Source organism: Comamonas testosteroni, assembly GCF_000761245.1.
Taxonomy (GTDB): Bacteria; Pseudomonadota; Gammaproteobacteria; order Burkholderiales; family Burkholderiaceae_C; genus Comamonas; species Comamonas testosteroni_C.
The window spans coordinates 1-14,116 of sequence record NZ_AWOR01000099.1 but is presented as its reverse complement, the minus strand read 5'-3'; the positions used below and the strand labels follow the sequence as shown (position 1 = coordinate 14,116).

8 protein-coding genes and 1 tRNA gene are annotated in these 14,116 nt (G+C 61.2%); 8 read left to right on the top strand and 1 reads right to left on the bottom strand.

From position 1 onward, the window contains the following. Positions 1–43: 43 nt before the first annotated feature. On the bottom strand, positions 44–2,923 hold the full coding sequence (locus tag P353_RS25420) for a 2-oxoglutarate dehydrogenase E1 component (RefSeq protein WP_034375832.1): 2,880 nt from the start codon (positions 2,921–2,923) through the stop codon (positions 44–46). 220 nt (positions 2,924–3,143) lie between these two features. Between P353_RS25420 and P353_RS25415 the strand changes: the two genes are divergently transcribed. The 8 genes from P353_RS25415 to P353_RS29385 all read left to right on the top strand — a co-directional run bounded on the left by P353_RS25415 (position 3,144) and on the right by P353_RS29385 (position 14,061). Further along, positions 3,144–4,319, top strand: a complete 1,176-nt coding sequence (locus tag P353_RS25415; protein ID WP_034375830.1) for an AI-2E family transporter — start codon at positions 3,144–3,146, stop codon at positions 4,317–4,319. Between the two features lie 233 nt (positions 4,320–4,552). Further along, positions 4,553–7,618, top strand: coding sequence for a formate dehydrogenase-N subunit alpha (gene fdnG / locus P353_RS25405; RefSeq protein ID WP_155500060.1), 3,066 nt, complete (start codon positions 4,553–4,555; stop codon positions 7,616–7,618). A 12-nt stretch (positions 7,619–7,630) separates the two neighbouring features. Further along, positions 7,631–8,560, top strand: a complete 930-nt coding sequence (fdxH, locus tag P353_RS25400; RefSeq protein WP_034375825.1) for a formate dehydrogenase subunit beta — start codon at positions 7,631–7,633, stop codon at positions 8,558–8,560. Next, positions 8,557–9,183: a formate dehydrogenase subunit gamma gene (locus P353_RS25395; protein ID WP_003066500.1), complete on the top strand. Its 627-nt coding sequence runs from the start codon at positions 8,557–8,559 to the stop codon at positions 9,181–9,183. Before fdxH ends, P353_RS25395 begins: the two co-directional genes overlap by 4 nt. Positions 9,184–9,265: 82 nt before the next feature. Then, on the top strand, positions 9,266–10,231 hold the full coding sequence (gene fdhE / locus P353_RS25390) for a formate dehydrogenase accessory protein FdhE (protein ID WP_034375824.1): 966 nt from the start codon (positions 9,266–9,268) through the stop codon (positions 10,229–10,231). Between the two features lie 89 nt (positions 10,232–10,320). Beyond that, on the top strand, positions 10,321–11,760 hold the full coding sequence (selA, locus tag P353_RS25385; protein WP_034376161.1) for an L-seryl-tRNA(Sec) selenium transferase: 1,440 nt from the start codon (positions 10,321–10,323) through the stop codon (positions 11,758–11,760). Between the two features lie 96 nt (positions 11,761–11,856). Beyond that, a complete protein-coding gene (gene selB, locus P353_RS25380) occupies positions 11,857–13,782 on the top strand; it encodes a selenocysteine-specific translation elongation factor (RefSeq protein WP_034375823.1) in 1,926 nt (641 codons plus the stop codon). Between the two features lie 183 nt (positions 13,783–13,965). Beyond that, positions 13,966–14,061: transfer RNA gene (locus P353_RS29385), tRNA-Sec, on the top strand. Positions 14,062–14,116: the final 55 nt, after the last annotated feature.

Below are 14,116 nucleotides of genomic sequence, written 5' to 3'. Positions count from 1 at the left end.
GTTTCTTGTGCCCCCTGTCCTCGGACAGGGGGTGTCGCCTGTATTACTTGGTCAGGACAAAGCCCTTGAGCTTGGCGAATGCGCCTTCCACCAGTGCCTTTTGTTGCTCTTGGTGCAGATGCGCGTAGCCAACGGCGGGCGAAGCGGACGCGGCGCGACCGGAGTAGCCCAGCTTCTGGCCTTCACGCATGTTCTCGTGGATGTTGTGCTGGATGAAGAACCAGGCACCCTGGTTCTGAGGCTCATCCTGGCACCACACGATGTCAGTAGCGTTGGCGTACTTCTTCACTTCGGCTGCGAACGCCTTGTGGGGGAAGGGATACAGCTGCTCGACGCGGATGATGGCGACGTCCTTGGATTCCTTCTCGGCACGCTTCTTGACCAGATCGTAGTACACCTTGCCCGAGCAGGCGATGATGCGCTTGACCTTGGCAGCGTTCTTGACGATGGTTTCGTCCTGCTCGGGGATCACGGTCTGGAAACCACCAGAGGTGAATTCGGACAGAGGCGACGTGGCGTCCTTGTTACGCAGCAGCGACTTGGGAGTCATGATGACCAGCGGCTTGCGCAGGCCACGAACCATCTGGCGACGCAGCACGTGGAAGATCTGGCTGGCCGTTGTGGGCTGCACGATCTGCATATTGGTGTCGGCAGCCAACTGCATGAAGCGCTCCAGACGCGCCGAGCTGTGCTCGGGGCCCTGGCCTTCATAGCCGTGAGGCAGCATCAGTGTCAGGCCGTTGACACGGCCCCACTTCACTTCACCGGATGCGATGAACTGGTCGATCACCACCTGGGCGCCGTTGGCGAAGTCGCCGAACTGGGCTTCCCACACCACCAGGGTGTTGGGATCGTTCGATGCATAGCCGTATTCGAAGCCCAGCACTGCCTCTTCGGACAGGATGGAGTCGATCACGACGAACGGAGCCTGATTCTCTGCAGCGTTCTGCAAGGGAATATATGTGCCCTCGTCCCACTTTTCACGCTTCTGGTCATGAACCACGGCGTGACGGTGCGTGAAGGTGCCGCGACCCGAGTCTTCACCCGACAGACGCACGGGATAGCCCGAAGCGACCAGGGAGCCGAAGGCCATGGTTTCACCCATGCCCCAGTCCACGTTCACATCGCCGCGGCCCATGGCTGCGCGATCGTCGTACACCTTCTTGACCAGAGCATGAGGGTTCACGCTGGCAGGCAAAGTCGTGATCTTCTCGGCCAGGCGCTTCCACTCAGTCAAGGGAATAGCTGTGTCGCCAGCGTCGGTCCAGGTCTTGCCCACGAAGGGGCTCCAGTCCACGGCGTACTTGCTCTTGAAGTTGGTCAGCACCACGTCCTGGGTGTGACGACCTTCGTCCATGGCGGCGCGATAGGCCTTGACCATATCGTCGCCCAGCGTGTCGCCCAGGCCTTGAGTGGCCAGCTTGTCTGCGTACAGCTTGCGCGTGCCGGGGTGGGCAGCGATCTTCTTGTACATCAGAGGCTGTGTCAGTGCAGGTGTGTCCTGCTCGTTGTGACCCAGCTTGCGGAAGCAGATGATATCGACCACCACGTCCTTGGAGAACTCCATACGGAACTCCAGCGCCAGTTGCATGGCCAGGCACACGGCTTCGGGATCATCGCCATTCACGTGCAGCACGGGCGACTCGATCATCTTGACGATGTCGGTGCAATACAGCGTGGAGCGCAGGTCGCGGGGATCAGAGGTGGTGAAACCGATCTGGTTGTTGATGATGATGTGAACCGTACCGCCGGTGGTGTAGCCACGGGTTTCGGACAGCGCCAGGGTTTCCTGGTTCACGCCCTGGCCGGCGAAGGCTGCGTCACCGTGCACCAGCACGGGCAGCACTTGCTTGCCCATGGGGTCGTCGCGACGATCCATGCGCGAGCGCACCGAACCTTCCACCACGGGGTTGACGATTTCCAGGTGCGAGGGGTTGAAGGCCAGCGACAGGTGAACGGGGCCGCCCTTGGCAGACACGTCGGAGCTGAAGCCCTGGTGATACTTCACGTCACCGGCAGGCAGATCTTCGGGAGCGGTGTGGTCGAACTCGGCAAACAGATCCTTGGGCGCCTTGCCCAGGGTGTTGACCAGCACGTTCAGACGGCCACGGTGAGCCATGCCGATCACGACTTCCTGCACGCCCTTGGCGCTGGCGGAGTTGATCAGCTCGTCCATGGCGGCAATGAAGGACTCGCCACCTTCCAGCGAGAAGCGCTTCTGGCCCACATACTTGGTGTGCAGATAGCGCTCCAGGCCTTCGGCAGCGGTCAGGCGGTCCAGGATGCGCTTTTTCTCGTCCGCATTGAAGACGGGCTTGGAGCGGATCGATTCCAGGCGTTGCTGCCACCAGCGCTTTTGATTCTGATTGGTGGCATACATGTACTCGGCGCCCAGGGTGCCGCAGTAGGTTTCGCGCAGAGCATTCATCAGCTCGCGCAGCGTCATGCTTTCCTTGCCGAAGAAGGTGTTGCTGGTGTTGAACACCACTTCCTGGTCGGCGTCGGTGAAGCCGTAGAAGGCAGGCTCCAGCTCGGGAATTTCGGGGCGCTCGGTGCGCTTGAGGGGATCCAGATCGGCCCAGCGCTGACCCACGTTGCGGTAGGCTGCAATCAACTGCTGCACGGCCGTGCGCTTGCGACCCAGTTCGGAGTCAGCGCCGGAAGCCACCACCACCTTGGTGCCACCCTGCTTTGCGCGCTCTGCGAAAGCATTGATCACGGGCAGGTGGGGAACGTCCTTGTTGTCGGTGCCATCCACTGCAGGCACATGCTGCAGGGCATCGAAGTATTCACGCCAGGAATCGGGAACGCTGCCGGGGTTGGCCAGGTAGTTCTCGTACATCTCTTCGACATAGGGCGCATTGCCGCCGAACAGATAGGTGTTGCCTTGATAGGCTTGATAGATCGTTGACTGATCGCTCATATCTCGCTGACCTCCGCTTTCCTTCGGAAAGCATTAGCTGGTTTGTAGAACCTCCCGCGACACGGCTGTACCGATTGGCGGATGCGACTGTGGCTGGGGAAGGGCCTGAAGTTGCGGCAGCCATTGTGCCACTGTTCAAAGTCTTGGTCTTATAAAAGACAAGATGTTTACACCCCTGGGAGTCGCTTACATTGCGGGAACTCCATAAACAAGGATTCGCATGCCGCTTTTGCCGCTTCACAAACGTGCATTCATTCTTCTTTTGATAGCAGTAACCGCCGGATTTGGCTTGGTTCTCGAGGAATATGCCGTTGCCATCTTCTGGGGCGTGGTATTTGCCATCGTCTTCGCCCCCCTGCACCGCAAGCTGCTGATGCGCATGCCCAACAGGCCGACCCTGGCCGCACTGGCAACCTTGCTAATTAGTCTGGTAATGGTCATTTTGCCGCTGTCTCTGATAGGGCTGTCGCTCATCAAGGAGACCTCGGCCATCTATGACCAGGTCAGCAGCGGCAACCTCTCCGCCGGCAGCTATGTGGAGCAAGTCTTCAATGCACTTCCCTCCTGGCTGACGCCATGGATGGAAAAGCTGCACCTGGGCACTCTGGATGAAATCCAGGCCAAGCTCTCCAACATCGCGCTGCAGGCCAGCAAGCTCGCGGCCACCAAGGCCGTGGGGCTGGGACAGAACACCCTGGGCTTTGTCGTGGGCTTCGGCGTCATGCTCTATCTCATCTTCTTTCTGCTGCGTGACGGCAAGGAGCTGGTCGCACGCATCTGGGCTGCCACGCCGCTCGCCGCCGAACACAAGCGCGAGCTGGCCACCAAGTTCATCACCGTCATCCGGGCCACGGTCAAGGGCAATCTGGCCGTCGCTGCGGCTCAGGGTGCGCTGGGGGGCCTGATTTTCTGGATTCTGGGCATTCAGGGCGCGGTACTCTGGGCCGTGGTGATGGCTTTTCTGTCCTTGCTGCCCGCAGTGGGGGCGGGCCTGGTCTGGGGACCGGTTGCGATCTACTTCCTGGCCACAGGCGCCGTCACCAAGGGTTTGATCCTGGCGGCCTATGGCGTGCTGGTCATCGGCCTGGTGGATAACGTGCTGCGTCCCCTGCTGGTCGGCAAGGACACCAAGATGCCTGACTATGTGGTGCTGATCTCCACTCTGGGGGGCATGGCCTTGTTCGGTCTTTCGGGCTTTGTGCTCGGTCCGGCCATTGCCGCCTTGTTCATGGCGGCCTGGGAGCTGTTTGCCACCATGCAGGAGCAGGAAGAGAAGCTGCTGAGTCGGGCAATCGCGCAAAAACGCACAACGGCCGATCCGCAACAGCCTGCAGAAGGCCCTGCCCCCACCGTCGCCCCCCCGCCTATCGAAACACGGAAAAGCGACACAGACTAGGAATTTCCTGTTCAATTCGGCCTGCTGACCGATGGCTTTTCGAGCTGAAAGTTGATAGCTTGAGAGGCGTAGGTTGAAAGCTATCGCCGCCATTGAGAAAAACAAAAACGAAACATAAAACTCAAAGTCGCTCAACGTTACTCAAGAATTAAGGGTTTGTAACTGCTATCAAAAATGAGGGGGGTCGTAAAATTTGCTTTCACATAAGCGTTCATACGAAAAGGTACCCCACAATGGACCAATTCTCCAGACGCCAGTTCATGAAAGTGACTGGTTCGACTCTGGCGGGTTCAAGCTTGGCGCTGATGGGCTTCTCACCCACAGCCGCCCTTGCTGAGGTGCGACAGTACAAACTGTCAGCCACCACCGTAACCCGTCAAACCTGCACCTACTGCTCCGTAGGTTGCGGCATCCTCATGTACGCCCTGGGCGACGGCGGAAAAAACTCCCGCCTGTCCGTGATGCACGTGGAAGGCGACCCGGATCATCCGGTCAATCGCGGCACGCTGTGTCCCAAGGGTGCATCGCTGCTGGACTTCGTCCACAGCCCCAGCCGCCTCAAGTACCCCGAATACCGCGCCCCCGGCTCGTCCGAGTGGAAGCGCATGTCCTGGGACGAGGCACTGAACCGCATCGCCAAGCTGCTCAAGGAAGACCGCGACGCCAATTTCGTTGAAACCAACGAAAAAGGCCAGAAGGTCAACCGCTGGCTGACCACCGGCATGCTGGCCGCTTCGGCCTCCAGCAACGAAGCCGGCTACATCACGCACAAAGTGGCCCGCTCCTGGGGCCTTCTTGCACTCGATAACCAAGCACGTGTCTGACACGGCCCGACGGTGGCAGGTCTTGCCCCGACGTTTGGCCGTGGAGCGATGACGAACCATTGGGTCGACATCAAGAACGCGGACGTTATTTTGATCATGGGCGGTAATGCCGCCGAAGCACACCCCTGCGGCTTCAAGTGGGTGACCGAAGCGAAGGAGCACAACAAGGCTCACTTCATGGTGGTCGATCCGCGCTTCAACCGCTCGGCATCCGTGGCTGACTTCTATGCGCCGATCCGTTCCGGCTCGGACATCGTCTTCCTCGGTGGCGTGATCAATTACCTGCTAACAAACGACAGGATTCACCACGAGTATGTGAAGAACTACACGGACTTCTCATTCATCGTGCGCGAGGACTTTGCGTTCGACGAAGGTATTTTCTCGGGCTACGACCCCGAAAAGCGCACGTACGACAAGGCCTCCTGGGACTATGAGCTCGGTGACGATGGCTTTGTGAAGGTCGATCCCACGCTGGAACACCCTCGCTGCGTCTATCAATGGCTCAAGAAGCACTACGCAGGCTATACCCCCGAGAAGGTGGAATCCATCTGCGGCACACCCAAGGAAAAATTCCTGCACGTGTGCGAGAAGCTTGCTTCGACCGCCGAAGCCGGCCGTGTTGCCACCATCCTGTACGCTCTGGGCTGGACTCAGCACACCACAGGTGCGCAGATTCTGCGTACCGGTGCCATGATCCAGCTGCTGCTGGGCAATATCGGTATCGCTGGCGGCGGCATGAACGCGCTGCGCGGCCACTCCAACATCCAGGGCCTGACGGACCTGGGCATCCTGTCTGCTTCGCTTCCCGGGTACCTGACGCTGCCAAACGAAGCCGAACAGGACTACAACCAGTACATCGCCACCCGCACGCCCAAGCTGCTGCGCCCTGGCCAGATGAATTACTGGTCGAACACGCCCAAGTTCCATGTCAGCCTGATGAAGGCGTGGTGGGGAGCGGCTGCAACTGCTGAAAACAACTGGGCGTTCGACTATCTGCCCAAGCTGGACAAGCAGTACGACATGCTGCAGATCTTCGAGATGATGACGCAGGGCAAGGTCAACGGCTACATCGCTCAAGGCTTCAACCCCTTGGCGGCTCTGGCCAACAGCAACAGCGTGCGCGAAGGTCTCAAGAAGCTGAAGTTCCTGGTCATCATGGATCCGCTGGTCACAGAAACTTCCGAGTTCTGGAAAAACCACGGCGAATTCAACGACGTGGACTCCGCTTCCATCCAGACCGAAGTGTTCCGCCTGCCAACCACCTGCTTCGCCGAAGAAGATGGCGCCGTGGTCAGCTCCTCGCGCGTGCTGCAGTGGCACTGGAAGGCAGCCGAGCCCCCAGGAGAGGCCAAGACCGACATTGCCATCATGTCCGGTCTGCACCTGCGCCTGAAGGCTCTCTATCAGAAGGACGGCGGCAAGTTCTTCGAGCCCATCACCAATCTGTACTGGCCTTATGCCGAAGCCGATCACCCCTCCTCCGAGGAAGTGGCCAAGGAATACAACGGCCGTGCGCTGGTGGATCTGTTCGACCCCAAGGACCCCACCAAGCTCATCCGCAAGGCCGGCGAGCAACTGGCGGGCTTCGGCGAAATGCGCGATGACGGCACCACCCTTGGCGGCTGCTGGATATGGGCTGGCAGCTGGACCTCGTCCGGCAACCAGATGGCGCGCCGCGACAACAGCGACCCGACAGGCATAGGCAACACGCTGAACTGGGCCTGGGCCTGGCCTGCCAACCGCCGTGTGCTGTACAACCGCGCATCCTGCGACCGCCAGGGCAAGCCCTTCAACCCCGAACGCGTGCTGATCAAGTGGAACGGCAAGCAATGGGGCGGTGCGGACGTGCCGGACGTGGCCGTGGGCCTGGATCCCGAGGTGATCAACCCCTTCATCATGAACCCCGAAGGGGTAGCACGCCTGTTTGCCCGCAAGGGTATGGCAGAAGGTCCGTTCCCCACGCATTACGAGGCGTTTGACAACCCGCTGGGCTACAACCCCATGTACCCCAACAACAAGCTGGCCGTCATCAGCCCCGTGATACGCATCCTGGAAACCGCCAAGGGCACCCAGGGCGATCCCAAGGACTACCCGCACGTGGGCACGACCTACCGCCTGACCGAGCACTTCCACTACTGGACCAAGCACGTTCAGCTGAACAACATCGTTCAGCCCGAGCAGTTCGTGGAAATCGGCGAGGCACTGGGCAAGGAACTGGGCATAGAGACCGGCCAGAAGGTCAAGGTTTCGTCCAAGCGCGGTTTCGTGAAGGCGGTTGCCGTGGTGACCAAGCGCATCAAGCCCATGAAGATCGATGGCAAGACCATCCATCATGTGGGTGTGCCTATTCACTGGGGCTTCTCCACGACGGGACGCAAGGGCTATCTGGCGAACAACCTGACAGCCTCCGTGGGTGACGGTAACAGCTTGACCCCTGAATCCAAGACCTTCCTCGTGAAGGTGGAAAAGATCTAAGGAGCCACGCTGATGTCCTCAACCATGTCTCTCGATATCAAACGCCGTTCTGCCACGACGACCCCCGCACCCAGCGCACGCGGTGCGCACGCGGGGGAAGTCGCCAAGCTGATCGACGTCTCCAAATGCATTGGCTGCAAGGCTTGCCAGACCGCCTGCATGGAGTGGAACGACCTTCGCGACGAAATCGGCACAGTTGCCGCAGGCGTCTACGACAACCCGACGGATCTGACGTCGGAGTCGTGGACCGTGATGCGCTTTGCCGAATACGAAAACGAAGCCACAGGCAACCTGGAATGGCTGATCCGCAAGGACGGCTGCATGCACTGCGAAGACCCAGGCTGCCTGAAGGCCTGCCCCTCGCCTGGTGCCATCGTCCAATATGCCAACGGCATCGTGGACTTCCAGCAAGACCAGTGCGTGGGCTGCGGCTACTGCATCACGGGCTGCCCGTTCAACATTCCGCGCATCTCCAAGAAGGACAACAAGGCGTATAAGTGCACCTTGTGTTCGGACCGCGTGGCTGTTGGCCAGGAGCCCGCCTGCGTCAAGACCTGCCCCACCGGCGCCATCCAGTTTGGCACCAAGGAAGCCATGCAGGAGCAAGCGTCCCGCCGTGTCGTGGACCTCAAGGAACGCGGCTACGAAAAGGCAGGTCTCTACGACCCGCAGGGCGTGGGCGGCACGCACGTGATGTACGTGCTGCATCACGCGGACAAGCCTTCGCTGTACAAGGGCCTGCCGGACGATCCATCCATCAGCCCCATGGTGTCGCTGTGGAAGGGTGTAGCCAAGCCTCTGGCCATGGCCGCACTGGGTGCAGCCGCAATCGGCAGCCTGTTCCACTACATCACCAAGGGACCCAACGACGTGTCCAAGGACCTTGAGGATGAAATGGAGCGCAAGGACGCCGAAGCGCTGAACAAGGAGAACGGCAAATGAAACGCAATCCTCGCGACCTCGTGCGCTACAACGCATCGGAGCGCGCCAACCACTGGGTGGTAGGCATTTGCTTCATCTTGCTGGCCCTGTCCGGTCTGGCGTTCTTTCACCCGGCCTTCTTCTGGTTGACCAATCTGTTCGGTGGCGGCCCCTGGACGCGCATCCTGCACCCCTACATCGGGGTTGTCATGGGCGCATTCTTCGTCATCATGGCCTGCCGTTTCGCCAAGCTCAACATCGTTGAGCCGCGCGACATCGAATGGCTCAAGAACGTCAACAAGATGATCGATGGCGACGACCACGACATGCCCGAACAGGGCAAGTACAACGGTGGTCAGAAGCTGTTGTTCTGGGGCCTGGTAATCGGCATGCTGCTGATCGTGATCACCGGCTTTCTGATGTGGCGCGCTTGGTGGACATTGCCGGTCAACGTGGTGCGAGCCGCTTCGGTGGTTCACGCCATCGCTGCCGTGTGGATGATCGGTCTGATCATCATGCACGTGTATGCCGCCATCTGGACCCGGGGCACCATTCGCGCCATGCTTTATGGCACAGTAACGCGAGCCTGGGCCAAGCAACACCACCGCGGCTGGTACCGCAAGATGACGGGTGACAACGACTAAGGTTTTTAGTCCTCTCCCCTAACAACCCAGCCGCCAAGCGTTTTTCGGCGCTCGGCGGCTGATTCATTTGGAAACCCTGTCAATGCAACGCATTCTTCAACCCGGTGAAATCGAAGCACTGGATCACACCAGCTTTCCCCGCATCTTGCTGCCCCAGGTAAGCAGTCTGTTCGCCGAACGCGCTGCACGCCTGCGCCAGCTGGCCAACGGCAATCCCATTGCAGACTATCTGCTGTTTGTGGCCCAGATCATGGACGCACAGCACAAGGCCGTGAGCGCTGTGGAGGTCGAGCCCGCCGATGCCGCCCTGATGGCACGTGCCCAGGAGCATTCCATGCCCCTGCTGCCTGCTGTGGACAACATCGATCCCATCTGGCAGACAGTGCTGGACAATATGCTCGACACGCTGCAAGGCAGCGAGGGCCTACCCGAGCCCCTGCAGCCCCTGCTCAAGGAACTACGCGCGCTCGAACCAGAAATCCGAGAAGACATCGCCAAAAAGCTGCTGCAAAAAGAAGTAGCCGCACGCCATGTGGGCCTGGCTCCTTTCATCATGGCAGCATTGCAGGTGGCTTTCGCCAAGCGTTCGTCCAAACTCAGCCCCAGAGACGTTCCATACACAGACCCCGCCAGCATCTGCCCCGTCTGCGCCAGCGAGCCTGTGGCCAGCGTCATCCGCATTGGCGGCAAAGTGGCCGGTCACCGTTACGCTCATTGCGGCACCTGTGCCTGCGAATGGCATATGGTTCGCATCAAGTGCACGCACTGCGAATCGACCAAGGGCATCCACTACCAGGGCATTGACGGTGCGGGCGAAGAAGTTCTGGCCGAGACCTGCGACGAATGCGGCAGCTACCGCAAGGTCGTGAATCAGGAAAAGAACCCCATGGTCGAGCCCCTCGTCGACGATCTGGCCAGCCTGATGCTGGATCTGCTGATGAGCGAGACCCAGTTTCAGCGCGCCAGCGCCAATCCTCTGTTGTTTGTGGCCGTGGCCGAAGAGCAGCAAGGCGAGGCCGATCACGAGCTGGTGGACCCTGCGGCGTAAACCTGCCGGCTCCAACCGCCACCATAATGAAGGCGGCAGGAACTCCTGCCGCCTTTTTCATTTTTTCGACGACCAGACACACCTTGGCCATGAGCAATACCGCAGCGACCGCCCCTGAAATTTCGCACCCATCTCAGCTTCCCGCCGTGGACAAGGTCTTGCTCGCGATCGAGATGCAGGTGCTGCGCGAGTCCTATGGCCTGGACGCCTGCACCAAAGCAGTACGCGATGTGCTGACGGGGCTGCGCCAGCAGCTCCTTGGTTTTGCCGATCAGCCCGGCCAGAGTGTGCAGGCCGACATCGGCAGCATCGTGCAAGCTGCACAACGCCAGCTTCAAGCCCGGTTTGCGCCACGCCTGCAAGCCGTCTTCAATCTCACCGGCACGGTGCTGCACACCAATCTGGGCCGTGCATTGCTGCCGCAGGCCGCCATCGATGCCGTGGTCCAGGCCATGAGCTCCCCGGCCAATCTGGAATATGACCTTGAGGACGGCAGCCGCGGCGATCGCGACGACCTGGTCGAGTCGCTGATCTGCGAGCTGACCGGCGCCGAAGCCGCGACCGTTGTCAACAACAACGCCGCTGCCGTGCTGCTGGTGCTGTCCACCATGGCCACGGGCCGGGAAGTGGTGGTCTCGCGAGGCGAGCTGGTGGAAATTGGCGGAGCCTTCCGCATCCCCGATGTCATGACCCGTGCCGGCGCCCGGCTGGTCGAAGTCGGCACCACCAACCGCACCCACGAGAAAGACTATGCAGCGGCCATAGGCGAGAACACAGCCGCACTCATGAAGGTGCATTGCAGCAACTACGCCATCACCGGCTTCACCAAGGCGGTAAGCGACGCCGATGTCGCCCGCATTGCGCACGACAGCAATCTGCCCATGATCGTCGACCTGGGCAGCGGCACACTGATCGACATGCGCGACTGGGGCCTGCCCTATGAAGTCACGGTGCGCGAGACGGTCGAGTCCGGCGCCGACATCGTCACCTTCAGCGGCGACAAGCTCCTGGGCGGCCCGCAGGCCGGCATCATCGTCGGCAAGCGGGAGCTGATTGCCCAAATCAAGAAGAACCCGCTCAAGCGCGCGCTGCGCGTGGGCAAGATCACGCTGGCGGCGCTGGAGCCCACGCTGCGCCTGTATCTGAACCCCGAAAGGCTCGCCCAGGAGCTGACCACGCTGCGCCTGTTCACGCGCAAGGCCGCCGACATGCAGGCCCAGGCCGAGCAGTTGCAGCCTCTGCTTCAGCAGGCACTGGGCCAGGACTATGTGGTGGAGACCGCTGCCATGAACAGCCAGATCGGCAGCGGCGCCCTGCCCGTGGAAAATCTGCCCAGCTTCGGCCTCAGGATTTATCCGGCCAGCGGCAAGCAGGCGGGTCGCCAGCTGACCCGGCTCGAAGCGCGCTTTCGTGGCCTGCCCCGGCCGGTGATCGGACGCCTGCATGACGACGCTCTGTGGCTGGATCTGCGCTGCCTAGAAAACCCGGCGCAGGCCCTGTTTGCCGCGCAACTGCCGCAGTTGGCCTGAGCCAGCACCATGGCCCCGCCCCTGGAATTTACATAAAAAACACCTTGCATCGCTTGAGACACAAGCGCCAGCAGCTATCAAGACTATAAGCACACCATGATCATCGGAACCGCAGGCCATATCGACCACGGCAAAACCACGCTGGTGCGTGCGCTCACGGGGGTGGAAACCGATCGCCTCAAGGAAGAGAAAGCCCGCGGCATTTCCATAGAACTCGGTTACGCCTACAGCCCGCTGCCCAACGGCGATGTGCTGGGCATCATCGACGTGCCGGGCCACGAGAAATTCGTCCACACCATGGCCGCCGGTGCCGTGGGCATTGATCACGCCCTGCTGGTCGTGGCTGCCGACGACGGCGTCATGCCCCAGACCATAGAGCATCTGGAAATTCTGCAGCTGCTGGGTGTCAGGCGTGGCAGCGTGGCGCTGACCAAGGTCGATCGCGTGCTGCCGCAGCGCATTGCCGACGTGCACCGCGAAATCAACGCCATTCTCGGCGTCACTGCGCTGGCGGGCAGCCCCATCTTCGAGACCAATGCCGCAGAACCCGGCAACGCCGGCGTACAGGCCCTGCGCGAGCATCTGCAAGTGCAGGCCCAGATGATGCAGGCACGTCCCCGGGACGGCCTGTTCCGGCTCGCCGTGGACCGCGTCTTCACGCTGCCGGGCCAGGGCACGGTGGTCACGGGCACGGTCTTCAATGGCCAGGTCCGGGTGGGCGACACGCTGGCGCACTCGGCCAGCGGGCAGGCCGTGCGCGTGCGCAGCATTCATGCGCAGAACCAGAGCAGCGACAGCGGCGTCGCCGGCCAGCGCTGCGCACTGAATCTGGCAGGCATAGGCAAAGACGAGATCGAGCGCGGCGACTGTATCATGGACCCGCGCCTGCTACAAGCCACGGACCGCCTCGATATTCATCTGCACCTGCTCAGCGAAGCGCCCTCGCTCGAGCAATGGACTCCAGTGCATGTGCATCTGGGCACCAAGCGCACCACGGGCCATGTGGCACTGCTGCAGGATCAAGGCATAGAGCCCGGCACCGAAGCCCGCGTGCAACTGGTGCTGGACGCACCGGTCTTCGCCCTGCCCGGCGATCGCCTGATTCTGCGCAACGCCCAGGCCAGCCGCACCATCGCTGGCGGCATGGTGCTCGACCCCTATGCCCCGAGCCGCAAGCGCCGCAGCGCAGAGCGCATGGCCTACCTCGACGCCATGGAGCAGCTCATAGCCCGCAGCGACTTCGGGCCACTGATTGCACAGGCTCCGCACGGCATTGCGCGCTCGCAGCTGGTGCGTCTGAGCGGCCATACCCTCTCAGAGTCCAGCCTTGCCGACACCATCCCGCTGCCCATCGCCGGCGGCGATGCCCTGGTGCTGGGCCTGCAGCGCTGGCAGCAGCTGCAGACCCAGGTCATCGACAGCCTGGCGCGTTTTCACGAAAAATCGCCCGACGAGCCCGGCGTCAACGCGGCCAGACTGCGGCGCATGGCCTTGCCCGGCCTGCAGCAAGGCAGCTACGACGCGCTCTATCAAGGCCTGGTCGATGCCCTGCTCAGCAGCCAGCTGCTAGCCAGCACCGGCGCCTGGCTGCATTTGCCGCAACACAGCGTGCAACTGAGCGCTGCCGAGCAGACGCTGGCCGAAAAACTACTGCCCGCCATCACTGCAGGCCGCTATGACCCGCCCTGGGTGCGCGATCTGGCGCACGACCATGCGGCAGGCGAAGAGCTGGTGCGCCAGCTGCTCAAAAAGCTTTCGCGCCAGGGCCAGCTGTTCCAGGTCGTCAAGGATTTGTTCTATGCACCGGCGCGCATGGATGAGCTCGCCGCCCTGGTTGCCGACATCGCCAGTCGGCACGCCAGGGGGGAAGTGGAAGCCAGCGCATTCCGCGACGCAACTGGTCTGGGCCGCAAGCGCGCCATCCAGATTCTCGAATTCTTCGACCGCACCGGCTACACGCGCCGCGTGCGCGACGCCCATCTGCTGCGCCCTGACGTGCATTGGAATAGCACGCCACGCTGAGCCTGCAAGGAATGCCAGCTGAAATCAGTCCAGGTTCCTTATCCCGCTTGCGCAACAAGCTATCAAATCAGAGTAGAGCGGGATATGCGGCCTTGACGTGCTTTTGTCATCGGATGCCGGATTGCTGGCTACAATCACGGTCCTATCTTCTACAAGAGTGGCAGTCGCCACTCTTGACTCAAAGGAAGGCAATCGTGCCCGGTGGCGCGGCCGGGCTTCAAACCCGGTGAGGGGTGTCAGTCACTCCTGGGTTGGTTCGACTCCAGCTGCTTTCCGCCAGAATTACGGTTTGCAACCGTGAATGGGCGTTGTTGCATAAATCAGCCTCAGGCCA